At 56.1% G+C, this 25,619-nt stretch carries 25 protein-coding genes; 7 read left to right on the top strand and 18 right to left on the bottom strand.

From position 1 onward, the window contains the following. The first annotated feature begins 41 nt into the window (after positions 1 to 41). Together sbcD and sbcC are read left to right on the top strand one after the other, a co-directional pair. Positions 42 to 1,247 carry an exonuclease subunit SbcD gene (gene sbcD, locus USF70_RS00505; protein WP_320735162.1) on the top strand — a complete coding sequence of 402 codons (1,206 nt, stop codon included), beginning with the start codon at positions 42 to 44 and terminating at the stop codon, positions 1,245 to 1,247. After that, positions 1,244 to 4,375 (top strand): exonuclease subunit SbcC, encoded by a 3,132-nt coding sequence (gene sbcC, locus USF70_RS00500; protein WP_320735161.1) that lies wholly within the window; start codon positions 1,244 to 1,246, stop codon positions 4,373 to 4,375. Before sbcD ends, sbcC begins: the two co-directional genes overlap by 4 nt. A gap of 156 nt (positions 4,376 to 4,531) precedes the next feature. Here sbcC and mak read toward each other — a convergent pair whose 3' ends face one another. After that, positions 4,532 to 5,437 carry a fructokinase gene (mak, locus tag USF70_RS00495; RefSeq protein ID WP_320735160.1) on the bottom strand — a complete coding sequence of 302 codons (906 nt, stop codon included), beginning with the start codon at positions 5,435 to 5,437 and terminating at the stop codon, positions 4,532 to 4,534. A gap of 123 nt (positions 5,438 to 5,560) precedes the next feature. Here mak and rdgC point away from each other — a divergent pair, with 123 nt between their 5' ends. Next, complete coding sequence (gene rdgC / locus USF70_RS00490; protein ID WP_023310540.1) at positions 5,561 to 6,475, top strand: recombination-associated protein RdgC; 915 nt, start codon at positions 5,561 to 5,563, stop codon at positions 6,473 to 6,475. A gap of 48 nt (positions 6,476 to 6,523) precedes the next feature. Here the strand turns inward: rdgC and ppnP are convergent, their stop codons facing one another. The 5 genes from ppnP to USF70_RS00465 all read right to left on the bottom strand — a co-directional run bounded on the left by ppnP (position 6,524) and on the right by USF70_RS00465 (position 9,160). Next, positions 6,524 to 6,811 (bottom strand): pyrimidine/purine nucleoside phosphorylase, encoded by a 288-nt coding sequence (ppnP, locus tag USF70_RS00485; RefSeq protein ID WP_008503270.1) that lies wholly within the window; start codon positions 6,809 to 6,811, stop codon positions 6,524 to 6,526. Positions 6,812 to 6,882: 71 nt separating this feature from the next. Further along, on the bottom strand, positions 6,883 to 7,560 hold the full coding sequence (locus USF70_RS00480; RefSeq protein ID WP_008503271.1) for an AroM family protein: 678 nt from the start codon (positions 7,558 to 7,560) through the stop codon (positions 6,883 to 6,885). Between the two features lie 237 nt (positions 7,561 to 7,797). After that, complete coding sequence (gene yaiA / locus USF70_RS00475; RefSeq protein ID WP_032638425.1) at positions 7,798 to 7,989, bottom strand: protein YaiA; 192 nt, start codon at positions 7,987 to 7,989, stop codon at positions 7,798 to 7,800. A 44-nt stretch (positions 7,990 to 8,033) separates the two neighbouring features. Continuing rightward, on the bottom strand, positions 8,034 to 8,558 hold the full coding sequence (gene aroL, locus USF70_RS00470; RefSeq protein ID WP_032639634.1) for a shikimate kinase AroL: 525 nt from the start codon (positions 8,556 to 8,558) through the stop codon (positions 8,034 to 8,036). A 143-nt stretch (positions 8,559 to 8,701) separates the two neighbouring features. Further along, positions 8,702 to 9,160, bottom strand: a complete 459-nt coding sequence (locus tag USF70_RS00465) for a YaiI/YqxD family protein (RefSeq protein WP_010428006.1) — start codon at positions 9,158 to 9,160, stop codon at positions 8,702 to 8,704. Positions 9,161 to 9,257: 97 nt separating this feature from the next. Here USF70_RS00465 and proC point away from each other — a divergent pair, with 97 nt between their 5' ends. Then, positions 9,258 to 10,067: a pyrroline-5-carboxylate reductase gene (proC, locus tag USF70_RS00460; protein WP_023310536.1), complete on the top strand. Its 810-nt coding sequence runs from the start codon at positions 9,258 to 9,260 to the stop codon at positions 10,065 to 10,067. 14 nt (positions 10,068 to 10,081) lie between these two features. Here proC and adrA read toward each other — a convergent pair whose 3' ends face one another. From adrA to USF70_RS00430, 6 genes are all read right to left on the bottom strand, one after another. After that, positions 10,082 to 11,185, bottom strand: a complete 1,104-nt coding sequence (adrA, locus tag USF70_RS00455; protein WP_320735159.1) for a diguanylate cyclase AdrA — start codon at positions 11,183 to 11,185, stop codon at positions 10,082 to 10,084. A gap of 102 nt (positions 11,186 to 11,287) precedes the next feature. Beyond that, positions 11,288 to 11,608 (bottom strand): phosphate starvation-inducible protein PsiF, encoded by a 321-nt coding sequence (psiF, locus tag USF70_RS00450; protein WP_023334671.1) that lies wholly within the window; start codon positions 11,606 to 11,608, stop codon positions 11,288 to 11,290. A gap of 89 nt (positions 11,609 to 11,697) precedes the next feature. Further along, entirely contained in the window at positions 11,698 to 13,113 is a 1,416-nt protein-coding gene (gene phoA / locus USF70_RS00445; RefSeq protein ID WP_045887909.1) for an alkaline phosphatase, read from the bottom strand. Between the two features lie 99 nt (positions 13,114 to 13,212). Beyond that, positions 13,213 to 13,473, bottom strand: a complete 261-nt coding sequence (gene iraP / locus USF70_RS00440) for an anti-adapter protein IraP (RefSeq protein ID WP_069303723.1) — start codon at positions 13,471 to 13,473, stop codon at positions 13,213 to 13,215. A gap of 210 nt (positions 13,474 to 13,683) precedes the next feature. Further along, the gene (locus USF70_RS00435) at positions 13,684 to 14,898 is read right to left on the bottom strand and encodes a multidrug efflux MFS transporter (RefSeq protein WP_039263891.1); all 1,215 of its coding nucleotides are present in this window, start codon (positions 14,896 to 14,898) and stop codon (positions 13,684 to 13,686) included. A 168-nt stretch (positions 14,899 to 15,066) separates the two neighbouring features. After that, complete coding sequence (locus USF70_RS00430) at positions 15,067 to 15,750, bottom strand: extensin family protein (protein ID WP_320735158.1); 684 nt, start codon at positions 15,748 to 15,750, stop codon at positions 15,067 to 15,069. 103 nt (positions 15,751 to 15,853) lie between these two features. Between USF70_RS00430 and ddlA the strand changes: the two genes are divergently transcribed. After that, on the top strand, positions 15,854 to 16,954 hold the full coding sequence (gene ddlA / locus USF70_RS00425) for a D-alanine--D-alanine ligase (RefSeq protein WP_029739746.1): 1,101 nt from the start codon (positions 15,854 to 15,856) through the stop codon (positions 16,952 to 16,954). Here the strand turns inward: ddlA and USF70_RS00420 are convergent. Beyond that, on the bottom strand, positions 16,951 to 17,178 hold the full coding sequence (locus tag USF70_RS00420) for a DUF2754 domain-containing protein (RefSeq protein ID WP_033144741.1): 228 nt from the start codon (positions 17,176 to 17,178) through the stop codon (positions 16,951 to 16,953). The two genes, ddlA and USF70_RS00420, sit on opposite strands and share 4 nt — an antisense overlap. Before the next feature lie 249 nt (positions 17,179 to 17,427). Between USF70_RS00420 and USF70_RS00415 the strand changes: the two genes are divergently transcribed. Next, the gene (locus USF70_RS00415) at positions 17,428 to 17,727 is read left to right on the top strand and encodes a DUF2755 family protein (RefSeq protein ID WP_008503287.1); all 300 of its coding nucleotides are present in this window, start codon (positions 17,428 to 17,430) and stop codon (positions 17,725 to 17,727) included. On the opposite strand, the gene USF70_RS00410 is transcribed toward USF70_RS00415, so the two are convergent. The 3 genes from USF70_RS00410 to USF70_RS00400 form a co-directional block, all read right to left on the bottom strand. After that, positions 17,724 to 18,821: a DUF1615 domain-containing protein gene (locus tag USF70_RS00410; protein ID WP_236903024.1), complete on the bottom strand. Its 1,098-nt coding sequence runs from the start codon at positions 18,819 to 18,821 to the stop codon at positions 17,724 to 17,726. The two genes, USF70_RS00415 and USF70_RS00410, sit on opposite strands and share 4 nt — an antisense overlap. A 14-nt stretch (positions 18,822 to 18,835) precedes the next feature. Further along, positions 18,836 to 20,056 (bottom strand): peptide antibiotic transporter SbmA, encoded by a 1,221-nt coding sequence (sbmA, locus tag USF70_RS00405; protein WP_033144739.1) that lies wholly within the window; start codon positions 20,054 to 20,056, stop codon positions 18,836 to 18,838. Between the two features lie 115 nt (positions 20,057 to 20,171). Further along, on the bottom strand, positions 20,172 to 20,705 hold the full coding sequence (locus USF70_RS00400; RefSeq protein WP_033144738.1) for an isochorismatase family protein: 534 nt from the start codon (positions 20,703 to 20,705) through the stop codon (positions 20,172 to 20,174). A gap of 204 nt (positions 20,706 to 20,909) precedes the next feature. On the opposite strand from USF70_RS00400, the gene ampH reads away from it, so the two are divergent. Beyond that, positions 20,910 to 22,070 carry a D-alanyl-D-alanine-carboxypeptidase/endopeptidase AmpH gene (ampH, locus tag USF70_RS00395; RefSeq protein WP_023310524.1) on the top strand — a complete coding sequence of 387 codons (1,161 nt, stop codon included), beginning with the start codon at positions 20,910 to 20,912 and terminating at the stop codon, positions 22,068 to 22,070. 1 nt (position 22,071) lies between these two features. On the opposite strand, the gene USF70_RS00390 is transcribed toward ampH, so the two are convergent. Together USF70_RS00390 and USF70_RS00385 are read right to left on the bottom strand one after the other, a co-directional pair. Then, on the bottom strand, positions 22,072 to 22,695 hold the full coding sequence (locus USF70_RS00390) for a helix-turn-helix domain-containing protein (protein ID WP_033144736.1): 624 nt from the start codon (positions 22,693 to 22,695) through the stop codon (positions 22,072 to 22,074). A gap of 94 nt (positions 22,696 to 22,789) precedes the next feature. Further along, a complete protein-coding gene (locus USF70_RS00385; protein ID WP_232938534.1) occupies positions 22,790 to 25,564 on the bottom strand; it encodes an autotransporter outer membrane beta-barrel domain-containing protein in 2,775 nt (924 codons plus the stop codon). Positions 25,565 to 25,619 lie beyond the last annotated feature (55 nt).

The following is a 25,619-nucleotide window of genomic DNA, read 5'->3' as shown; positions in this document are numbered from 1 at the left end:
CGTTTATAATCCTGCTTTCTCTTTTTTGCCACGGATCTGCTATGCGCATACTTCACACCTCGGACTGGCATCTGGGTCAAAATTTTTACAGCAAAAGCCGTGCGGCTGAACATGAAGCCTTCCTGAACTGGCTGCTGGAAACGGCCCGGACGCACGAGGTGGACGCGATTATTGTGGCGGGTGACATCTTTGATACCGGCTCGCCCCCCAGCTATGCGCGTGAACTGTACAACCGCTTCGTGGTGAATTTGCAGCAAACCGGCTGTCATCTGGTGATTGTCGCCGGCAACCATGATTCCGTCGCGACCCTCAATGAATCCCGCGACATCCTGGCATTTCTCAATACCACGGTCGTCGCCAGCGCCGGGCAGCCCCCGCAGATCCTGAAAAAACGCGACGGCACGCCGGGGGCGGTACTGTGCCCCATTCCCTTTTTACGGCCGCGCGACATCGTGCAAAGCCAGGCGGGGCTGTCGGGCGTGGAAAAACAGCAGCATCTCCTGCAGGCCATCACCGATTATTATCACCAGCAGCACGCCGATGCCTGCGCCCTGCGCGGCGACCAGCCGATTCCGGTGATTGCGACCGGGCATCTCACCACCGTCGGGGCCAGTAAAAGTGACGCCGTACGCGACATCTATATCGGCACGCTGGATGCCTTTCCGGCGCAAAACTTCCCGCCAGCCGACTACATTGCGCTCGGGCACATACACCGGGCGCAGATCGTCGGCGGCAGCGAGCACATCCGCTACTGCGGCTCGCCTCTTTCGCTCAGCTTTGACGAAACGGGCAAAGCCAAGTCCGTCCATCTGGTGAGCTTCTCCGAGGGAAAACTTCACGCCGTCGAGACGCTGGAGGTCCCGGTCACCCAGCCGCTGGCGGTGCTGAAGGGCGATCTTGACGCCATTACCGCCCAGCTTGAGCAGTGGCGCGGAACAGCGCTTAACCCGCCCGTCTGGCTGGATATCGAAATCACCACCAACGACTACCTGCACGATATGCAGCGTAAAATTCAGGCGCTGACGGAAGATTTACCCGTCGAAGTCTTACTGGTACGCCGCAGCCGCGAGCAGCGCGAGAAAATTCTGTTAAGCGCTCAACGTGAAACGCTCAGTGAGCTTCGGGTTGAAGAGGTGTTTGAACGCAGGCTCTCGCAGGAGGAAATTGACGACGCGAAGCGCGCAAGACTCAGCGAACTGTTCAGCCATACCCTGCATGCGCTCAATGATGAGGAAGAAAACGCATGAAAATTTTGAGCCTGCGCCTGAAAAATCTCAACTCCCTGAAGGGCGAGTGGAAAATTGACTTTACCGCGGAGCCGTTTGCCAGCAACGGGCTGTTTGCCATTACCGGCGCGACCGGGGCAGGTAAAACCACCCTGCTCGACGCCATCTGTCTGGCGCTTTATCACGAAACGCCGCGCCTGCAGAAGGTCTCTCAGGCGCAAAACGACCTGATGACGCGCGACACCGCCGAGTGCCTGGCGGAAGTGGAGTTCGAGGTAAAAGGCACCGCCTATCGCGCATTCTGGAGCCAGAACCGCGCGCGCAACCAGCCGGACGGAAACCTGCAGGCGCCGCGCGTGGAGCTGGCGCGCTGCGAAGATGGCAAAATCCTGGCCGACAAAGTGACGGATAAACTGGAGCAAACCGCTGCGCTCACCGGGCTGGACTATGGCCGCTTCACCCGCTCGATGCTGCTCTCACAGGGGCAGTTTGCCGCCTTCCTTAATGCCAGGCCGAGCGATCGCGCCGAGCTGCTGGAAGAGCTGACCGGCACCGAGATCTACGGACAGATTTCCGCCATGGTGTTTGAGAAACACAAAGCCGCCCGCAGCGTGCTTGAAAAGTGCGAGGCGCAGGCGGCGGGCGTCGTGCTGTTGAGCGAAGAGCAACAGCAGCAGTTGCAGCAAAGTTTGCAGGCGCTTACTGACGAAGAGAAAACCCTGCTGGTTCAGCAGCAAAGCCAGCAGAAAGATTTTCAGTGGCTTACGCGCCATGATGAGCTCGTGCTTGAGCAACAGCGCGTCACCGCGATGCAGCAGCAGGCGCAACAGGCGCTGACGAACGCTGCGCCAGAGCTGGCAAAGCTCCAGCTTGCTCTGCCCGCCGCCCAGCTTCGACCGCTTTGGGAGCACCAGCAGGAGCAAACCGCGCGCCTGACGCAAACCCAGCAGCGAATTATTGAAGTAAATACTCGCTTACAAGCCAAAACCGCGCTGCGCGCGCGGATCCGTCATACCGCCCAGCGTAATCATGAGCAGCTTCAGACCGAACTGACGGCGCTGGCGCAGTGGCTGGCGGAGCACGAGCGCTATCGCCTGCTGGGGCAGGAAATTGCCGGCTGGCGTGCCCAGTTCTCACAGCTTAACCGCGACAAAACGCAGTTAGCCTCGCTTGCTGCGCGGATGGGTGAATTACGCAACAGGCTGGCTGAGATGCCGGAAAATGCGCTGACGCTGACGGCGGATGAGGTCAGCGCGGCCATGGAGCAGCAGTCCCGGTCACGCACGCTGCGCCAGCGGCTGACGTCGCTGCATGCCCGCTATCAGCCGCTGCAAAAGCGCCTGCGCCAGAGCGGTGAAAGCGTGCAGAAGGCCCAGGCCGATCAAAACAAACTCAATGAAACGCTGACGCTGCGTCGCCAGCAGTACAAAGAGAAACACCAGCACTTTCTGGATCTTAAAGCCCTCTGCGAACGCGAAGCGACGATTAAAGACCTGGAAAGCTATCGTTCCCGGCTTGAGGCCGGCAAACCCTGTCCGCTGTGCGGCTCCAGCGAACACCCCGCCGTTGCGCAATACCAGTCGCTTGAGCTGACGGATAACCAGCGCCGCCGCGATACCCTGGAAAAAGAGGTCGCCGCGCTTAAAGAGGAAGGCCTGCTGGTGCTGGGACAGGTTAATGCCCTGACGCAGCAGATCCAGCGCGAGACAGACGAAGCGCAGACTCTCTCTCAGGAAGAGCAAGCGCTCACTAAAGAGTGGATGGAGGTCTGCGCTTCCCTGAACATAGCGTTGAATATTCAGGAAGATATCACGCCATGGATGAACGAGCAGGAACAGTACGAGCGCCAGCTTTTTCAGTTGAGCCAGCGTCTGACCCTGCAAAACCAGCTAAACGAGCAGGAAGTGCTGGAGCGACAGTATCAGCAGCAGCTGACGGCCGCGCGCCAGGCGCTGGAAAACACCCTGCTCTCGCTATCGCTTAACGTACCTGAAGACGGCAATGAAGCCGCCTGGCTGCACGCCCGCGAAGCGGAATTCGCGCAGTGGCAGGAGAAACAAACGCAGCACGGCGTGCTTCTGGAACGCATAAACGCGCTGAAGCCGCTGCTCGACACGCTTCCGGAAACGAACGGCGAAGAGGCCGAACCGGCCATTCCTGACGGCTGGCGCGACGTTCACGATGAATGCGTGTCGCTACAAAGCCAGCTCAGCGCGCAGCAGCAGCAGGAAAAGCTGGAGCAAGAGCGCCTGCAGCAGTCGCAGACGCAGTTCACCGCGGCGCTCGCAGCGAGCTGCTTTGCCGATCGGGACGCGTTCCTTGCCGCGCTGCTGGATGACGACGCTATTCGTCGCCTCGAACAGCTGAAGCAGTCGCTGGAAAGCCAGATACAGCAGGCCGCAGCCCTTTCCGGCAAGGCTAACCAGCAGCTGCAGGCTCATCTGGCGCTGCGGCCGGAAGGGCTCAACGCCGATGCTCCTGCGCTGCAAAGCCAGCTGCAGCAGCTGGCGGAAAGGCTTCGCGAGAACACCACGCATCAGGGCGAGATCCGCCAGCAGCTTAAGCAGGACAGCGATAACCGTCAGCACCAGCTGGCGTTGATGCAGCAAATTGAAGAGGCCGCGCGCCAGGCGGACGACTGGGGTTATCTGAACGCGCTGATCGGCTCCAGCACCGGCGACAAGTTCCGCAAGTTCGCGCAGGGGCTGACGCTGGATAATCTCGTCTGGCTTGCTAACCAGCAGCTTAACCGTCTGCACGGGCGTTATCTGCTGCAGCGCAAGGCCAGCGACGCGCTGGAGCTGGAAGTGGTCGATACCTGGCAGGCGGATGCGGTTCGCGATACCCGAACGCTCTCGGGCGGCGAGAGCTTCCTGGTCAGCCTGGCGCTGGCGCTGGCTCTTTCCGATCTGGTGAGCCATAAGACGCGGATCGATTCCCTGTTCCTGGATGAGGGGTTCGGCACGCTCGACAGTGAAACGCTGGATACCGCGCTGGATGCGCTCGACGCGCTGAACGCCACCGGGAAAACCATCGGCGTGATCAGCCACGTAGAGGCGATGAAAGAGCGCATTCCGGTGCAGATCAAGGTGAAGAAAATCAACGGGCTGGGGTACAGCAGGCTGGATAAGGTGTTTGCGGTGGGCTGAATGGTAGGTCGGTGCGGTCTGATGCCCTCACCCTAGCCCTCTCCCACAGGGAGAGGGTAAAAACACCAAAAACAGCAACTTGCGTTGCTGTTTTGCTTTTACCTTGCCCCACCCAGGCCCTCTCCCACAGGGAGAGGGAATAAACATTATTTGCTTTTATTCCGGCCACAGCCACGCCGCGCCGCGCACGCCGCTGGAGTCACCGTGGACAGCTTTGCGGATCGGGGTTTCACACTCGCCGCCAAACACCCACTGTTTCACCAGATTCGGTACCGTGGCGTACAGCCGGTCGACGTTGCTCATGCCGCCGCCGAGCACAATCACGTCCGGATCGAGAATATTCACCACGTGCGCCAGGGATTTCGCCAGCCGCATTTCGTAGCGGCTAAGGGCCAGCTCGGCGACCGGATCCTGTTCTTCGACCAGACGCATGATTTCGTTGCCCTTAAGCGGCTGGCCGCTTAAGCGGTGGTAGTCGGTCGCAAAACCGGTGCCAGAGATAAACGTCTCAATACAGCCCTGCTTTCCGCAGTAGCACGGCACCTCAGCGCGGTATTTAAGCTCGTCTTCATCCATCCACGGCAGCGGGTTGTGTCCCCACTCGCCCGCGGTGCCGTTGCCGCCGATATGGGCGCGCCCGCCGAACGCCACGCCCGCTCCGCAGCCGGTACCGATAATCACGGCAAACACGGTCTGAGCACCGGCCGCCGCGCCGTCGATGGCCTCAGAGACCGCCAGGCAGTTGGCGTCGTTGGCCAGACGCACTTCCCGGTTCAGACGTTGGCTCAAATCTTTATCAAACGGCTGACCGTTGAGCCAGGTGGAGTTGGCATTTTTAACCACCCCGGTATACGGCGAGATCGACCCCGGGATCCCCATCCCGACGCTGCCGGTTTGGCTTGTCGCCTGCTCTGCCATCTCAACCAGGCTGGCAATCGTCTCGATAGTCTGGTGATAATCATCGCGCGGCGTCGGCAGACGATGGCGAAACAGCTGCTCCCCCTGCTCGCTCAGTGCGATGACTTCTGTTTTGGTGCCGCCCAAATCGATCCCAATACGCACAAGACTCTCCTCATTATTTTGATTATCAACAGAGTAGAAGCACGCTTCCCGATTAGCAATGCAAGCGATGCGACAATTCGTTATCATGCCCGCTGATTTAACGACAAGGCCGTGGAAATTATCATGCTGTGGTTCAAAAATTTGATGGTTTACCGTCTCAGCCGCGACGTTTCGCTGCGTGCAGAAGAGATGGAAAAACAGTTAGCCGCTTATACCTTTTCCCCTTGCGGTAGCCAGGATATGGCGAAAACCGGCTGGGTTCCGCCAATGGGTTCACAAAGCGATGCACTGACCCACGCCAGCAGCACGGGTCAAATCATCGTCTGCGCCCGTAAAGAAGAGAAAATCCTGCCGACGCCGGTGGTTAAGCAGGCGCTCGAAGCGAAAATTTTCAAGCTGGAAGCCGAACAGGGCCGCAAGCTGAAAAAGACCGAGAAAGATTCGCTAAAAGACGAAGTGCTGCACTCTCTGCTGCCGCGCGCCTTCAGCCGCTTCAGCCAGACCATGATGTGGATCGACACCGTCAACGGGCTGATCATGGTGGACTGCGCCAGCGCCAAGAAAGCAGAAGATACGCTGGCCCTGCTGCGTAAAAGCATCGGATCTTTACCGGTCGTTCCGCTGGCGCTGGAAACGCCGATCGAGCTGACGCTGACCGAATGGGTACGCAGCGGCGCTGCGGCTCAGGGTTTCCAGATCCTTGATGAAGCCGAGCTGAAAGCCCTGCTGGAAGATGGCGGCGTGATCCGCGCGAAGAAGCAGGATCTGGTGAGCGACGAGATCGCCGTCCACATCGAAGCGGGTAAAGTGGTTACTAAACTGGCGCTCGACTGGCAGCAGCGCATTCAGTTCGTGATGTGCGACGACGGCTCCGTGAAGCGTCTGAAGTTCTGCGACGAGCTGCGCGATCAGAACGAAGATATCGACAGGGAAGATTACGCCCAGCGCTTTGACGCGGACTTCATCCTGATGACCGGCGAGCTGGCCGCGTTGATTCAGAATCTGGTGGAAGGTCTCGGCGGCGAAGCGCAGAGATAACAGGCAAAACGCAGGCCGGGTAAGCGTTAGCGCCACCCGGCTTATTTTTTATTTCAGGTAGCGGCACAGATAAGAGGTAGGTTCAGCGACCTGCAAATGAAACTCGCTGTGGCCAGGGACGTTGAAAACTTGCCCGGCAGCGTAAACTTTCCATTCCGTTTCACCCGGCAGTAAGACGTTCAGCGCCCCGCTGACGACCGTCATTTCTTCAGCTTCCGCCGTGCCAAAGGTGTATTCCCCTTCCGCCATAACGCCGACACTGGCGCGGCCAGTGCTGCTGCTGGTAAAACCAATGGATTTCACTTTACCGGAAAAGTATTCGTTACTTTGAAGCATGAACTGGCCCTTATATTTATAGATAAAAATTCACTATAGGGGCCATGCTCATCACCTGTCACGCAAAATCATTACATGAGGAGTTCCGAGGCCAGGCGAGCCATCAGAACGTTGGATAACAGCACGGGCACATCCAGCGCTTTTTGCAGCAGATCACGATGGTGCTGATGGAAACCGAGGCAGTCCAGAATCAAGACATCTGCTCCTCTCTCAAGCAGTTCCTTCCCGGCAGCAATGAGCTTGGCCTCACTGTCCCAGAACGGATTTGCCAGCGCATACAAGGGCACTTTTTCCAGCACGTGCCATTTTGCTTCCTGGTTATCCATGAGCTCCTCAATGGGCACAATCACCCCCACCTGGTGACCATCCACGATGGAGGCCACCAGCGGTGGAATGATCCGCATCGGCTCCAGCAAAATCGCATTACGCGCCGTGAGGCCCTTAATGGGCGCGGTACTCATCAGCAAAATAACGTCATAACCTTGATTATCGAGCACTTCTATTACGCCCTGCAGCGAGCGCTCGATTTTCTGACGCGAAACATGCGCCAGTTTACCGTCGCTTAATAACGTCGCCAGGGGATCCTCCCCCGCCTCGACAGCGTAGTCTTCCATGACCTCTTCCCGGCTCATCTTCCCCAGCAGGCTAAGATGCGTTATCTGTTGTTCAGATACATGCTCGGTTAAGAGCGGTAACACTTCGCTTACAGGGACCACACCAATGGTGAGGATCGCCAACGTTGCCTTCATCTTGATCGCCTTCCATTACTCCAACATCGTGCACACAGGTACAGGCTCACTACGCTGCACAGTTCATTTTTTCAACAAAACAGCACCAAGCGTAGCAGGTGATCCCGACATCGAAATGTAAAGATCGCCTGCCGATACCGGAGTTACTTGTAATAACTAAATATTAACTCCTGCTTAACTTTCCCGATGAGTAAAAAGTGTGATTCAGGCACGATACTGGAACGTTTAGGAAAAGGGTCAGGTTTTATCGGGATCTTCATAGCGCCGTTTCGCATCCAGCGCTTCCTGTTCAGTCTCGTGTTCACTGATCAGCGAGTCCGGCTTGGGGTGATCGGCACGCAGTTGATACCAGGTCACGGTATGACCCGTCTGGCCTTTTTCAACGGTAACAATACGTGCTTCACGCGGATAGGGAGGTCTGGTTGGCATAGCTCATCCTTTTTTTATGTCTGAGCTATAAGTATAGACGCCGGTTAGCTGGCACAAGCCAAACGCAGGGCGGTAATAATCTGAATCACAACGTCTTCGGGAGAGGCTGACGCATCCACCACGTGGTGAGCCGCTTCGCGGTATAGCGCATCGCGTTCGGCCAGCACTTCGCTCACCTCTTCGTTGAGCGGCCTGGAGGTCAGCGCGGGACGTTGCCCCTCTTCCGGAAAGGCTTCCAGCCGCCCTACCAGAGCCGACACCGGCGCGCTGAGATAAATCACAATCCCCTTTTCGCGCATAAAGTGGCGATTACACTCCGCCAGAACAATGCCACCGCCAGTGGCGATCACGGCAGACGGGGTGGTGACCGCTTTCAGCGCGGCGGTTTCGCGCGCGCGAAAGCTCTCCCATCCCTCTTGCTCAACAATCTCGGCGATGGTTTTTCCGGCCTCGGTTTGCAGCCAGTGGTCGGTATCAACAAACTGGCGATGACACACGCGTGCCAGCTCCAGGCCAACGGTGGTTTTCCCACAGCCGCGGGGGCCAACTAAAAAGATGGGTTGGGTCATGCCAGGTGTTCCCCTTGATGCCGAATGGCTGAAGAGTGTAAAGAAATAATTGCAGAAGATGTTGCGATTACTTTACTGCAAAGCGGTACGGGATGACAACCCTGTGGAGGCCACACTGTACCACAAATTGACAATAATTATCATTACGCTGTGCGGCGCTTCACTTCCAGCAGCCATTTATCCAGCTCGGCAGCGAACTGCTGGCGATCGCGCTGGGACAGGCTGTCCGGTCCACCGGTCTGCACGCCGCTGGCCCGCATCGTATCCATAAAATCGCGCATGGTGAGCTTTTCCCGAATGGTCGAAGGCGAGTAACGCTCCCCGCGCGGATTGAGCGCCGCCGCCCCTTTCTCCAGCACTTCGGCAGCCAGCGGAATATCCGCCGTGATCACCAGATCCTCCGCGCTGCACAGGCGAACAATTTCGTTATCCGCCACGTCGAACCCGGCCGGCACGCGCAAGGAGCGGATGAACCGCGAAGGCGGTACGCGAATATTCTGGTTCGCCACCAGCGTCAGCGGCATCTGAACGCGCTCGGCGGCGCGAAATAAAATCTCTTTAATCACGTTCGGACACGCGTCCGCATCAACCCAAATCGCCATATTGTCTCCCCATAATGAGTCTGCCGACTATTGTCGCCTGCATTTCGTTGTTAAGCTATCAATCAGAGAAAACAACGCATAATGACGGAGAATCGTGATGGACAAGAAAATCGGGTTTATCGGCTGCGGTAACATGGGCAAAGCCATCCTGGGCGGTCTGATCGCCAGCGGGCAGGTGCTGCCGGGTCAGATTTGGGTCTATACCCCGTCACCGGACAAAGTCGCCGAGTTGCGCGATCAATATGGGATCAACGCCGCCGAAAGCGCGCAGGAAGTCGCCCAGGTCGCCGATATCGTCTTTGGCGCCGTCAAGCCGAACATCATGATCAAAGTGCTGAGCGATATCACCTCCAGCCTGAATAAAGAGACGCTGGTCGTGTCGATTGCCGCAGGCGTCACGCTCGATCAGCTGGCGCGCGCGCTGGGTCACGATCGTAAAATCGTCCGCGCCATGCCCAATACCCCCTCGCTGGTCAATGCCGGAATGACCTCCGTCACGCCTAACGCGCTGGTGACCACAGAAGAAGTGGCCGACGTGCTGAATATTTTCCGCTGCTTCGGTGAGGCAGAAGTGATTGCCGAATCGATGATCCATCCGGTGGTCGGCGTGAGTGGCTCAGCCCCTGCCTATGTGTTCATGTTTTTAGAAGCGATGGCCGACGCCGCCGTGCTTGGCGGAATGCCGCGCGCGCAGGCGTATAAGTTCGCTGCGCAGGCCGTCATGGGCTCCGCCAAAATGGTGCTGGAAACCGGCAAACACCCGGGTGAACTGAAAGATATGGTCTGCTCCCCGGGCGGTACCACCATTGAAGCGGTGCGGGTGCTGGAAGAGCGCGGATTCCGCTCTGCCGTCATTGAAGCGATGGCAAAATGCATGGAAAAATCAGAGAAGCTGAGTAAATCCTGATTTCTGACCGGGCGTCAGGCAGCCACTTCGGTGCGGCCGCGCCCGGCATTTTTCGCCCTGTACAGCGCCACGTCCGCCGCCTTTAGCCACTCCCGATAATGTCCAAACTGCGGCCCCCAGGGGGCAACGCCTACGCTGATGCGCAGCGCTTCTTTTGGCGCGCACGGTAACGTCAGTTTTTCCAGCCGCTCATGCAGTCGCGACATCACGGCGATGGCGCTTTCCGCCGCGGTCTGCGACATGATCACCGCAAACTCATCCCCGCCAAACCGACCGATCGCATCGCCTGACCGTACCGACCGCTGGAGCTGACGCGTAATGGCGATGATCGCCTCGTCGCCCACGTCGTGCCCCCAGGTGTCGTTGATGTTTTTAAAGTGGTCGATATCAATCAGCAATATCGTGGCGGTGCTGTGGTCGCGCCGACAATGCTCAAATTCATTTCGCAGCAGCATTTCCCAGTGCCGACGGTTAAAGACCCCGGTCATACCATCGCGGGTGCTCATCATTTCCAGCCGCTGCTTATGTTCCGCAAGCCTGACGGCGGTTCGGTGGCTGAGCCAGGCAAACAGCATGGGATACAGCACGAGTACGGGTAACGTTAAGCCCCACTCCACGAGGTCGGGGTTGAAGACGGCCACCTTCCCGACGAGTGGCAGGGTCACCAGCGCGGAGAGCAGCGTCAACGCCATCCCCGGGAGAAACAGACGACAGCCCCCGGAACCCATCATATTCATCCCCACCATCATCAGCAGCGCCGCGGTAGGTAACGCATTCATCCCCATCACGCCTATCCAGAGCCCGGCAATAATGGCATCGATTTTGAGATTGAAAATTTCCTGCTGATGAGGTGAAGCGGCACGGCAGGACAGCTGCCAGGCAAAATGGGGCCAGACGAACGCCCACCCCACCAGTAAAAGCCACCAGCCACCGGGTAAAAAATGGGTGACCAGCATCCCCGCAACGGGGAAAAACATCGCCGCCAGCCCGACGGCGCGCGCCAGCCGAACTCGCCGGGCAAACTGAATGCCGGCGCGGTGAGGGTCATCCTGAGAAAGGGTTAAATTCCACTCTTCCCGAATGCGCTTTTTGTTGTAATACGTTTCATCATTCATCATTTTTGGGAATATTCTGAAACATTTTCCCAAATTATAGAGAGGGGGTCTGCGGGGAAAGTATGAAATTTCGGGTGAGCCGCCGAAGCCGCTCACCCGTTTGAACTACACTTTTTTCTTCAGGCACGCGCTCATGAACTTGCTGCGGTCGTCCCCCTTCAGGGACTGTTCGGTCGCTTTCGCATTACACTCGCGCATTTTTTGCTGCTGCGGCGTCAGGCTTTTTTCAGCTGGCTTCGCGGCGCCATTTTTAAGGCAGTCGCTCATGTAGGTCTTGCGGGCATCTCCCTTCAGACTCTGCGACGTCGCCTGTTGATTACAGGTGGTCATACGCTGTTGTTGCGGCGTTAGCGTCTTCTCTTCCGCGTTCGCCGATGCGACCAGGAACAGGCCGGAGAGCAGAGTAACCAGTAATGTTGTTTTCATTGCACCATCCTTTTGTGAACATTCCCTGTAAGTCTGGTTCGTGACAGGAAAAAAACCAGCCGACAGATGTGATTTCCGCCGGGATTTTATCATTTAAAACCCAGCGCCGCCTTCATGGTGTAGAACAGATCCGTTTGATCGGTCAGGCCTACCACGTTTGCCGCATGCGGGCCATAGGCAGCAATGCGCAGCTGGGTGCCCGTGTGCTCCATGGACTCTTCCTCAGAGTTGCCGTAGCTCAACACCATAACGGCGCCATCCTTGGTATTCAGCGCCTGCGTCAGGCCCGGGGCTTTGGTATCTGCCGGGATGATCTGGCTGGCATGGGCATGGTCCGCGGTGACGATCACCAGGGTGTTGCCGTCTTTTTTCGCGAACTCAAGCGCCTTCTGCACCGCTTCGTCCAGATCGACGGTTTCGCCAATCTGGCCGCACGGATTCGCCGCATGATCCTGCTTATCGATCGACGCGCCCTCAACCTGCAGGAAGAACCCTTTTTCGCTCTTGCTCAGCAGAGAGATGGCTTTATCAGTCATCGCCGCCAGCGTCGGTACGCTGTCCGTGCGTTTCGGGTTAGGCGTACAGGTCACGGCAGGTTTATCGATATTGCCGTGATAAGAGGCTTTTGGTCCTTCCCAGCGCACGGGCATGTTGCCGTCAGAGAATAGCCCCAGCAGCGGCTTGTCCTGGTTCGCCTCGGTGATGGCTGCCAGAGAATTTGCGTCACTCACCAGCTGATAGCCGCGGGCCTGCGCCTGCTCGCGCAGCGTTTTGCCCTGCCACTCGCCCGCCGTTGCGGTTTCTGCGAAGGTTTTCGCGCCGCCGCCCAGGGTCACGTCAGGACGCGCGTTCAGCAGCTGTTCCGTAATAGAGCCTTTGCCGCCTTTTTCCAGCGCGTTCGTCGGGCATTTTTCGCTGGTCACTGACGGACCGTAGCATTTACGCGAGGTCACGTGCGCCACCAGCGCCGCGGGCGTTGCATCCTGAAGTTCAGCGGTGGAGACGTTGCCGGTCGCCAGGCCCGCCGCTTTTGCCATCTCAAGAAGGGTTTGATGATCTTTTTCGTGAATATCCACACCCAGCGCGCCATTATAGGTTTTCACGCCGGTGGACCACGCCGTAGCAGAGGCCGCGGAGTCCGTGACGTAATCCGGTTTACCGGTTTTTTTATCCAGCGCGTAATGGGTATATTGTCCGGTCAGCGGTAATGCGTCGATGCCTTTAAAAAAGCCGCCCGCACCCTCGGCATAATTTCGCGCCGCCGTGATTTCGGAATCCCCCATTCCATCGCCAATAAGCAGAATAATATTTTTCGCTGGCTTATCATTCAGCGAAGCGCGAATAGCGGCAGTTTGATCTTCTGATAAACGGCGTGCGCCGCCAGGCTGGGTGATATCCCCTTTTGCCGCGCGATTATCCAGCACGCTGGTTTGGGCAGTGTCGGCATAAACGGCAGGGGTAATTAACAGGGGAAGTAATGCGATGAAAAGTGCGCTCTGTTTCAATTTATTTTCTCCATGTACAAATACATAAAAATAAAAACAGAGCGACTATAGGCATCCTGCATGACAATTCTATGACACGTCGTTACGTCCTGTGACGGTTTAGCTGCGCGGATGCCTTAACAGCTTCTTTACGTACTGGTGGAGCATCTCGGCATCCTCAACCGGAACCTGCGATTCAGGCCTGACGCTGTCCAGCGCGCCTTCCACGCTCTCAATCAACGCCTGTTGTTCGGTTTTCGCCATTTGTCGCAGCAGCGCGGTGACCACAATTTCCAGCGCTTCGACCTGAGCAACCAGCTCTTTTGACTCCTCTTCCTTTTGTGCCAGCTTGACCAGCAATTCAGCAATGAGATTTTTCATCGTGCCAGTTCCTTTTTCAGTTTTGTCTGAAGTTAGCATTCTGAATCCATAATGCAAAGAGAAGAAATTTATTATGGTATGCAAAAGTGATGCAGGAATGAAAATAAAGGACCGCCGCGGTGAGCGAAACGTTTTTCTATAAAAAAGCGCCGCATTTTGTTATATAAAAATGCGGCTACCATAAGAATATATAATACATCAACGAAACGATTATCTCGCCGATTTCGCTTCCGCCATTTGTCTGCGGCGACGCAGCGCAATAGCCAGCTGGATAATATTGATTAAAACGACAATCGCCGTGGCCGCAAATACCCAACGAAAACCGGCCATCGCGGAAACAGATGCGCCAATAAGCGGACCGGCAACATTCCCCAGATACATAAATGACTGGTTATATCCAAAAATACGCCCCGTCACCTGGTCGCTGGAATATTTAACCAGCAGGGTCTGTACCGCAGGCAACATTGCACCATCAGCAAACCCGAGCAGGAATCGCAATACGCCAAGCTGAAGCGGAGAGGTGACAAACGACATCGCGAAGAAGAGCACGACCGCAAAGATCAGCGTCGCCATCAGGATGCGCGCCGTGCCGATCCTGTCACCCAGTTTTCCCAGACGCGGCGCGGAAATCAGGGCGGATACGCCCGGCACGGCGGCAATCATGCCGCTCAGAAAAGCGATATTTGTACTTTCCGGCTCCATCGACTTGATAAACAGCGCCAGAATCGGACCGACCGAACCGTTACAAAGCTGGATAACCATAGTGGTCACAAACAGGCTGATCATCAGTCCAGGATAGGGCAGCGAGGCGAAGACGGCCTTGCCGCTCAGGCGTTCAGATTTACTGATAACCGGGCGGCCGCCCTCTTTGATAAGAAAGAGCGTGACCAGAAAACTAACCACCAGCAGGATCGCGGTGATGATAAATACGGCGCGCAGCCCGACGTGGTCCGCCAGAAAACCGCCCAGCAGCGGACCGCCGATGACGCCGCTTATTTGGGCCGTGGAGAGCGTACTCAGCGCCCAGCCGCTACGCTCGCGCGGCACCTGAGAGGCGACCAGCGCCATGGCGTTTGGAATGTACCCGGACGTCAGCCCCATCACCGCACGCAGGAAAAACAGCTGCCAGACGTTGGTGGCGAAGGCCTGGAGCAGAATGGCAATCGCCATCCCGAGCGAGGCGCGCAGCAGCATCAGTTTTCGGCCTTTCCGATCCGCCAGGCTGCCCCACATCGGTGACACAATGGCGGAGACCAGAAACGTGACGCTGAACGTCAGGCCGGACCACATGGAGAGCGCTTCATGCGAGGTCACCCCCAGCTGCGAGACGTACAGCGGCAGGAACGGCAGGATCTGGCTAATGGCCAGCCCGGTAAAGAAGCAGCCGAACCAGACCGAGATGAGATTAACTTTCCAGGATTCCATAAAGAAATAGTCTTCATTTTTAGGCGAATTCGCCGACAGATTAGCAAGTTACGCGTTTTGACGTCGCACCAGAGATGCGGCCCGACTGACTTTGGTGTTTTATCTTCCCAGTCATCATATTTGTGAAATAAGTCACAATTCATCCATTTTCTGGCGGAATATTATGCTTCACCGACAGAGTCCGAAACCGCGCATTCCCAGATGAAAATGGTTGGCATGCGCCGCGTTATACTCCGGCCCCAGGCCGTTTCCGTAGTAGCCGCAGCTTGCCGCCAGCATGGCCTTCAGCCATGGCTGCGTTGTTGCCGCCTTCCAGCCGTTCAGTACCGTGATGCGCTCCCCGTTCGCCAGCCGAAAGGCGGCGATATCCAGCGCCTCCGCCGTGGCATGCTCACTGCGTCGCGCGTCAGGGCGGTGGTAAATGTTGCGGCAGGCAAAGCTGCCGAGATGGTCGATACGCGCCAGGTCGCTGCCCGTATAGCGTTTTGTCAGCGGCCGGGCCTGCTGGCTGATAAACAGTGCAGAGCTGAGCGCCAGCGGACAGCTGGCAAGAAAGCTGCTGTTCAGGCCGACCGGGCCAAAATCACGCACGCGCACGACGTTGTTAAGCGGACACGCGCCACCGCTGTCGGCCACCGGCTGGGTGCGGATGAGATCTCTTTGGTTAGCCTGCGAAAGCAGGCTCGCGCACGCCTCGGGGGTTAGACGCCGAAGCTTATACTGGGTGATTCGGCCCGGCGGGTCGTCAAGCGTCAGCGGCATGAAAGGGTTGTAGTAAGGCGGCAACCAGCGGTAACCCACCGTTGCAACGGCCACAATGATGAAAACGGTCAGCAGCGTTTTTCCTTTCACTCTCCCCCCTCAACATTCCCCAAAACATTATGGCAGAAGGCCGCGAAACCCGCCGGGCATCGTGGTATGTTATTGGCTTTTCGTCAGACTGGAAGAGAGTGAGATGGCTAAGCAGCGCGTAGGTATTGTCTTTGGGGGAAAATCAGCGGAGCACGAAGTGTCATTGCAATCGGCCAAAAATATCGTCGATGCGATCGATAAAAGCCGTTTCGACGTCGTGCTGCTGGGCATTGATAAACAGGGCCAGTGGCACGTTAACGATGCCAGCCAGTATCTGCTGAATGCTCACGATCCGGCGCACATCGCCCTTAATCCTTCGGAAGTGAGCGTCGCCACCGTACCCGGCGTCGTGAAGGGACAGCTCATCGACGCCGGCAACGCACAGGCTCTCGCCCAGATCGACGTTGTCTTCCCTATCGTTCACGGCACCCTGGGCGAAGATGGTTCCCTGCAGGGAATGCTGCGCATGGCCAACCTGCCGTTCGTCGGCTCGGACGTCCTCGGCTCTGCCGCGTGCATGGACAAAGACGTCACCAAACGCCTGCTGCGCGATGCCGGGCTGAATATTGCGCCATTCGTGACCCTCACCCGCGCCAACCGCGACAAGCACAGCTTCGCACAAATTAGCGGAGAGCTGGGTCTGCCGCTGTTTGTGAAGCCGGCAAACCAGGGCTCCTCCGTGGGCGTCAGCAAAGTCACCAGCGAAGCAGAGTTCACGCAGGCTGTCCGTCTGGCGTTTGAGTTCGACCATAAAGTGGTGGTTGAGCAGGGCATCAAAGGCCGTGAAATTGAGTGTGCCGTGCTGGGCAATGATTTTCCACAGGCGAGCACCTGCGGCGAAGTGGTCTTAAACAGCGACTTCTACTCGTACGACACCAAATACATTGATGACAAAGGCGCGCAGGTTGTCGTTCCTGCGGATATCGATCCGGCGATTAACGATAAGATCCGGGCGATCGCCATTCGCGCTTATCAGACGCTCGGCTGCTGCGGCATGGCGCGCGTGGATGTGTTCCTGACGCCGGAAAACGAAGTAGTGATCAATGAAATCAACACGCTGCCGGGGTTCACAAACATCAGCATGTATCCGAAACTGTGGCAGGCCAGCGGCCTGAGCTACCCGGAACTGATCACCCGCCTGATCGAACTGGCGCTGGAGCGTCACGCCGCCGACAGCGCGCTTAAAAGTTCCGTAAACGGTTAATCGGCGCGCTTCGCCTCATCCGCTGTCGTCTCTTCAGGACGACGGCGGATAATCAGCCCCGCCAGCCAGAAACTTATCACCCAGGTCACCAGCCCGACGGCATAGGTTTGCCATCCTTTTGCTTCAAACCCCAACAGGCCCACGACACCATTAAGAATAAAGATCAGCCCGATAGCAAAGGCGTAGTAGTGCCAGTCACGGCGTAGTTTGGACGTGAGCTTCATAACAACTCCGGCAGGAAAAAAAGACATCCTCTCACAGTTTTACGGCCAGGTCTGTGGCAGATACGGAAATTCTGAAACGCGACGCAATTTCACTTAAGTGATGAAATTGTGATGTGCTGCAGAAATCGACAATCCAGGAGGATTCCGGCGCGTAAATTACCACGATTCTGATATTGACAAATGCGATGACCTGTCAAACTCACCCCGTAAGACGCGTATTAAAACAGAGTGATACCACGGGAGGTCAACATGGCTGACTTTACATTGTCGAAACCGATTTTTGGCGGCAAACCAAAAACCTCCACGGCGGGTAATATCGCTTATGCCCTGTTTGTCCTGTTCTGCTTCTGGGCCGGCTCACAGCTGCTCAATATGCTGGTCCATGCGCCGGGCGTTTATGAACACCTGATGCAGGTGCAGGATAACGGACGCCCGCGAGTTGAGATTGGCTTTGGCGTCAGCACCCTGTTCGGCCTGATCCCCTTCCTCGCGGGATGTATGATTCTGGGCGTTGTGGCGTTAGTGTTGCGCTTTCGCCGTCGCCGTTAAAGCCCCATACAGCGCGCCCGACGATCGTCCACGCGTTTTGCGAACCATGCGGTGGTCAGGTTACGGGTGATCTTCGGGCTTTCCAGCTGGATCCCCGGCAGGATCGCCCTCGGTAACGTTTTCCCGCTTTTCTGCTCCGCAAGCGCAAACACCTTGTTGTACAGATCCGTTTTCTCAAAGGCCAGGCTGTCGCCTTTCTCAAGCTGACGGCGAATGTCGCTGTTGCTGAAGCCAAGCGTGGTGGATAATTTCCGTACTGCCAGCTCGGTGCTTCCCGCCTCGCTGCTGCCGTAAGCGATGAGATCGCCGTCCAGCGCGAGCTTAACGCCGCTTGCGCGGCTGACTGCACTCTGGAATGCCGCATTACGGCTGGCATACCAGCCCGCGTTAAAGTCGGCAAAGCGGTACAGCGGCTCATCATAGTTCGCCGGATAGTTCAGCAGATGATACGTGCCGAACCACAGCCCACCGCGCAGGGAGAAGACCTCCTGACGTACCGTACCGTCGATTTTCCACGGGTAGCCGTCGGTATGCTTCTCCGCGAACGCAATGCTCACCTGCATCGGGCCACCGGTATGTACCGGGTTCAGCGAGCCAAACAGCTTCTGCCCCATCGGGACCATACTGATGAAATCATCAAAGATGGCGCTGAGCTGTTTTTCGGTTTTCACCGCGTCCAGCCGTTCGCTGTAGCTTTTGCCGTTCGGCGAGGTGATTTTAAGCGCGGTATGCACGAGGAAAACCGGGATATGCATGGACTCCGCGCGGCGGTCGATCTCTTTCCAGGCAATTTTGTTCAGGCCCGGCACCACCGGGTCTGACTGGTACATCGACTCCTGCTGCGCCACCGCCAGCACCGAGCAGATATTCTCCTCGGTCGGTGCAATCTTTTGGCTTTCAAAGGTTTTTGCCAGCGCATCTGCCCACGCGTTGCGATCCTTCACGCTGGCGGGCATTTTCTGCCGCACAACGCTCGCCACATCGACGGGCTTCTCCCCCTTTTTGAGCGGAGCGGCCCCTTTTTCGGCACAGCCTGCCAGCACAAGAGCGGCCAGCAAGGACAACGGTAACGCGCGCGGTACGGCAAAAGACATAGCAACTTCCTGTATTAGCTAAATGTGTTAGTGACTTCCTGCAGGTCACGATCGTCCAGCTCACGTTCAAAACTGCGCAGACGTTTGTAGATGGACATCAGTTCTACCAGGGTGGTCCAGGAGCTGATCAGGTACTGGAACGACCCGCGAACCTGACCGAACACGTTGGTGATCTGCGTCATCAGACCGAGCGTAATCGTACCCGCAACAATCGACGGGAACAGCAGGAACAAACCGAAAACGTTATCCACCTGCAGATACAAAATACGGGCAATGTTGAAATACATATAGTGGAAGTAGAGTCGGAAGTAGTTACGACGCACGGCGCCAAACAGCTCGCGGACGGTTGGCGGCGAGGCGCGGTTGGCGTCATCTTCGCCGTAAACCAGTTCTTTACGGTAAGCGGCTTCCACGCGTTGATTTTTAAACTCCAGGCCCGGCAGTTTGATCCCCACCACCGCCAGCAGGCCCGTGCCCATCAGCGACCAGACGATCGCGGCAATCACCAGACCATAAGGAATATGGCCGACAATCGGCAGATCCGGCACGTGCGCCGAGAGCGTCACCAGCACCGGCAGGAAGGCGATTAGCGTCATGATGGCGTTGATAAAGCTGACGCCCATGTCTTCAAGGGTGGAGGCAAAACGCATGGTGTCTTCCTGCACACGCTGTGCGGCACCTTCGATATGGCGCAGGTGCTGCCAGTGCGCCATATAATGTTCGTTCATCGCGGTACGCCAGCGGAAAACGTAGTGGCTGACGAAGAAGTTGTTCATCACGCCGATAATCACCGCAATAAGGGCGATACCGAGGAAGACGCCGACTTCATGATAGAACTGGTTGATGGTCACCTTATGCGGCGAGCTCAGCGCGGTCTGGATCAGATCGTAGAACGGCGCATACCAGGCGTTAACCGCCACGCCCACCTCCACGAGGAACCAGGTGACAAAGATAATTAGCGATGTGCCGAGGATAGACCAGTACTGCCAGCGGTGCGGAGAATACATAAACCAGAACAGGGCAAACAGCCCTACGCACACCGTGTAGTAGGCGTAAAACAGTAGATAGCTGAGCGACCAGAAGCGCGCCGCGCTAATCGGCACCTCGCCCGTTGCTCCCGTGATGCGCGTCAGCCATGCGCCGCCGCCCGCCTGCCAGAAAATGACAGCGATGAGTGCCCAAATAAATGCCGACAGGAAAAAAGGCCCCGGCTTTGGGAAAAAAGACTTAAACATAATGCTTCCTTCTTGTTGTTATGGCTGTTGCTGTGCACAACACGTTACCACACGAAAAACCTGCCCAGGCCAGCCTCCCGACTCAGGCAAAAAGGTCAGACCCGAGGGTTGATTATTAGTTCGCTTTCCAGTTTTCGAGAATTGTTTCGGTGCGTTTCACCGCGAGAGGATTCGCCGGCGCGATGAAGTTACGCCAGACGTCGTTGTGGTGGTTAATCAGGATCCGCGCATCTGCCGCCGGGCGATTGGCGGTAGTATGGGCATCTTCCGCCACGGTGATGTGATAACCCCGGCTGACGCCGTTCTTGATCGTCGCATCGACGCAGTAATCGGTGGCGCAGCCGCAGATGACAAACTCGCGAATGCCCTGCTCACGCAGCAGCGCCTCAAGCACGGTGTTATAGAAGGCATCACAGGCGGTTTTGGTCACATATAGCGCGTCAGCTGGCTGATGGAGTTCAGGCAGTAGCGCAAACCCTTCACTTCCCTCTTCCAGGCCCCCTGCCTCGGTATGCTGAATAAAAATGACCTTGTCGGCTGCCTGCGTAAGCTGGTTGATCAGAGAGACACATTTTTCGCGCTGATGACGAGGGGTTTCAAATACCCCGTTCTGCATATCGACAACCATAACCACACGCTTCTCAGACATACCGTTCTCCGTAAGATTGAGTGACACTGGTGCCTATCATAAGCCCGATGTCACAAAATGGGAGATGGCTCGTAAGTAAATTGTTCATATTTACCCATGGTTACGTTTTTCTCGCTATCGTTATGCAATTCGGGGCATTGCGCGGTACCGATTAGTAGTATAAATACCCATTACTTTCTTCATTCACTTCATGGATGCTTTTCGTTGAAACGTTGTCTGCTCTCTTTTGCCGCGCTGTGTGCGGTGAGCTTTTCTACCGCCCAGGCAGCCCAACCGCTGACGGCGCCCGTTTTAGCTTCAGATATTGCCGACCGCTACGCGAACCTTATCTATTACGGCAGCGGTGCGACCGGGATGGCGATGGTCGTCATCGACGGTAACCAGCGTGTATTCCGCAGCTTTGGCGAGACGCGCCCAGGAAATAACGTTCACCCGCAGCTGGATTCCGTTATCCGCATCGCGTCCTTAACCAAGCTGATGACCAGCGAAATGCTGGTGAAATTGCTCGATCAGGGCGTGGTAAAACTCGACGACCCGCTCAGCAAATACGCACCTCCAGGCGCCCGGGTTCCAACCTATCAGGGTACGCCGATTCGGCTTGTGAACCTTGCCACCCACACCAGCGCCCTGCCGCGTGAGCAGCCAGGCGGGGCGGCGCACCGTGACGTATTTGTCTGGCCAACGCGCGACCAGCGCTGGAGCTACCTGAGTACCGCCACGCTGAAGGCGGCGCCGGGTTCGCAGGCCTCTTATTCAAACCTGGCCTTTGACCTGCTGGCGGACGCCCTTTCAACGGCGGCTGGCAAACCCTACACGCAGCTGTTTGAAGAGCAGATAACCCGTCCGCTGGGTATGAAAGACACCACCTTTACCCCATCTCCGGATCAGTGCCGTCGCCTGATGGTGGCGGAGAAAGGCGCTAGCCCCTGTAATAATACGCTGGCGGCCGTGGGCAGCGGCGGGGTCTATTCCACGCCTGGCGACATGATGCGCTGGATGCAACAGTTCCTTTCCTCAGATTTCTACGCACGCAGCAGCCAGGCCGATCGCATGCAGACCCTGATTTATCAGCGCACTCAGCTGCAACGCGTCATCGGGATGGACGTGCCGGGTAAAGCCGACGCGCTCGGTATGGGCTGGGTCTATATGGCACCGAAAAATGGCCGTCCGGGTATTATTCAGAAAACAGGAGGCGGCGGTGGATTCATCACCTATATGGCCATGATCCCGCAGTCAAACGTGGGCGCATTTGTGGTGGTCACCCGCTCCCCGCATACGCGTTTCGTCAATATGAGTGACGGGATTAATAACTTAGTGGCTGAACTGAGCGCCAATAAAGCCCAGGTTCTCACCGCGTCTAACTAATCTAATATTCCGTGGGCAAGCGGTTGATGCTGACCAGCTTGCCCCGGCTCATGTTGATATAGTTTCCCTGCCTCAGGGCGGCAAGCACCTCGGCAACAACGGAACGTGAAATTCGTGTGCTCTGTTGAATATGATTCATCACACCGATTTTTGAACGCAGCGTTTCATCCCATTCCGCCATATTCAGCAGCATCGAGCGGATCTGGTGATAGGAATTATTTCCCACCAGCTGCTTATCGCGTTTCTCGAGAATGTAAGTTATCCAGGATAACCAGCAGAAGGCCTCTTTCCAGAGTGAATACTGCTGGATGAGTTGACGGGTGGTTTCCGTGGGCAAATAAAAACCGGTACAGGCCGTTTTAGCAATCACCCTGTATTCGTGAGAGTGATTAATCACCACCGTAGACAGCCCGAATATAAAAGGGGCAGTCGCAATCCCCACCAGCAATTCATCAGAAGTTCGATAAACCTCAATAACGCCGGTTTGTAATACGATCGTACAAGGCTCATTCCATTCCCCTGACGTAATTAATTGCTGGGGCGCACATGTAAAAGGGGTACTGGCCGCTGTTAAATACTGTTCGAGCCGGCGTAATTCAGAAAGCGGTTTCGCATTAACGTTCATGCAGACCTCAAGTCATCCGTATTTGTCGGTCCAATATTATTTTTATTGCTTCTATAAAAAGCGGGGGAGATAACCACTCCCCCGCTTTTATTCATTACCAGGTATATTTCACGCCCAGATTTGCGCCCCAGTTCTGATCAACGTCGCCGCCGCCCAGATAAGTGGCATCGGTGTACGCACTGAAGTTCTTCGTGAAGCTAAACTGGGTGCCCAGCCCTACCCGCACAGCGGAGCCTTTCACGCCGTTATCAATGCTGTCACCGTTAATATCGGCATTGTTATCGGCATCGTCATAGACGTAGGCCAGTTTGAAGTAAGGCGTCAGAGCCTGTTCGCCGCCGTAGTTGAAGGTGTACCCCGTATCAACACCGAGTTCATAACGCAGGCTATCGTATGATTGTCCATCTACGCGCATGTCATTGCTCAGACGATAATCATCGCCAGACTGGAACAGGCCAGATACGGCTGCATATGGCGTAACGTAGCCAGAGAGGTTTGGTTTCCAGTCATAGCCCAGCTTCAGCCCAAAACCAACAGCATCATTCGTGGTATTGCCGTCAACATACTTACCGTTGCTCATGTTGGCAGAGAGATCGCTGTTGAAGCGGGTGTAGCTCAGGGAGCTGTCGAGGAACAGATCGTTCATGAACTTCGCTGACGCATAGATCATCGCTGTCTGGCTATCCTGATCGACCTGACCGGTACGATCGCTGATATCACCCTTCGCGAAACCTGCCGCACCACCGACGATCCACTTCGCGTTATTACCGTCAATCTGGGTGTCCAGACCCACCATAATACCGCTCACGTCCTGATCGTAGCTGATAACGCTATTGTCACCGTCGAAGTTGCCACCGAAGTAGCTCACCCACGCCCCGCCGTTATCCGTCAGGCCGTGACGGCTGTTGGTCAGACGCGTGCCGACGGTATCCTGCTGCAGATTCCAGATATTGGTATTGGCAGATGGGATGCTCAGCGCCATGTTGGCAGAGTCGGTCAGCTCTTTCTGCTGAAGGACAACGGCGTCACCCTGCTGCTGCGCCTGATAGGTGTAAGCACCTAAATCGGCTTTGTTTGCGGCAGTAAAGCTGGCTGTGGTATCCGCGTTATTGTCATAGACGCGAATAATCTCTTTGTTTTTGTAATCGGCAACGGAACCGGCACCGGTCGCATCGTCGATGCGCACCTGGTAGTTACCTGCAACATCACCGTTAACTGACAGATGGCCATCTGAGTTAATCGCCACAACACCATAGTCGTAATCGGCATTGTACTTATCGTTAGTGATATAGCGTGCGTTGTTCAGATCGCTGTTCAGGACGTAATCACGACTGGCAACGTTCAGCACCCCGCCATCGGTCAGTTCCATATTATGCGTATCAACCTGACCCAGCCCCAGCGCCAGCTCAGCACCGTTATCCACGGTGATGGTGTTGGCATACAGTTGGGACGTTTCTTCCGTCAGTGCCGCACGGCTATAGCTGTCCAGATACAGATGGTCGGTCGCCACAGCACCGCTGTCTCCAATATTCATTGATGAAGCATTGGTCAGGGTGATGGAGTCCGCCAGCAGATCAGAGTCTTCAACGTTAACCTGAGACTGGTTGTTTACCGTCAGCGTGTCGATGTTTGAAAGCTTGCGGGTATCCCACTCAGAGCCGTTATCCAGCGCGATGTTAAACAGCCCGCTCTGATATACCGCTTCACCCGTAACGTGTCCGTTGCTGTCATAAATGGAATCCGGCCAAATGCTGTTAGGGGATAAGCTACTCCAGTCTACGTTGCTGTAGCCCAGGCCATACATCTGCGCTGGGCCAATAGCCTCGACGCTGGACTGTGCTGCACCGACCCATTTGCTGCCGTTGGTCAGGGTGACATCCAGCTTATCGGTGCCATCCCAGCCGTTGGTGGTTGGGTTATAGACACCGTCTGCACTCGTATCCGTTGCCGGATCGCCGTTCGGATAGAAGTTGTTGTCGAAGGTGCTGGAGAACAGAATATCGCCAGTAACGGTGGAATGATCGAACGTGGCAGTGGTCTGCATCGCGTTATCAGACGCGCTAGCGGCAACGATCAGCGCCGCATCATCTGCTGCCGTGGCATTCGTTTCACCGTAGTCGCTCGGCTTCGCGGTTTGACCGTAGAACCCGCTGGTCCCCAGATCGCGGTACGCCCCTGAGGTCAGAACGGAGTCTTTCACCACCAGCGTGTCGGTAAATACTTTGCTGCTGTTGGCTACGCCTTCCACACCGTCGTAAGGGGTATTATCCGGCTCCTGATAACCCTGCGTCAGGGTAATACCGGCAATGTGGGAATTGTTCTGGATAACAATATCGGACTCCACATCCAGGGTGATCGCATTACCCAGATTATACGTATCCAGATAGTGTCTTTCCGTATTTTCCCCATTCACGACATCATACGCATAATGCTCATAGGTATCGTTAATGGTGGAATTATCTACGGTCAGGCTAAAACGATCGTATTGAGAATGGTTGGTGCCATCGGTATCCACGCCGTCAGCACACGAGGGGGTCATACACTTAGAGGTAATCATGCCATTAATGGTACTGTTGGAAATGCTTAATGCATTCGCCCGACCATTGATGCCATCATCCAGATAGTATGTTGAAATAACACCATTCACGGTGCTTTTATTAATCACCGGATAAATATCACCGTCATGGGTAGCGCCTGAGTAATCCCAGTCGGCATAGCCATAATACCAGGGAGTGGAAGCGGTATTATCGTATCCGAATGTATTATATGTCGTACCGGAAATATCCTTCGCATTTGCCTGAGAAGCGATAGCCAGGGTGCAGGCTAATGCAAGTTGAGATACAACGAGTTTCTTTTTCCATGTTTGCATTGGGTCATCCCTCCTCAGGGACGTAAGCAAGTTTGTCCATCAATGATTTTGCAAT

The sequence above is a fragment of the Enterobacter sp. 237C8 genome (assembly GCF_034106865.1).
Classification (GTDB): Bacteria; Pseudomonadota; Gammaproteobacteria; order Enterobacterales; family Enterobacteriaceae; genus Enterobacter; species Enterobacter asburiae_B.
This window is presented reverse-complemented; position numbering and strand designations above follow the sequence as displayed.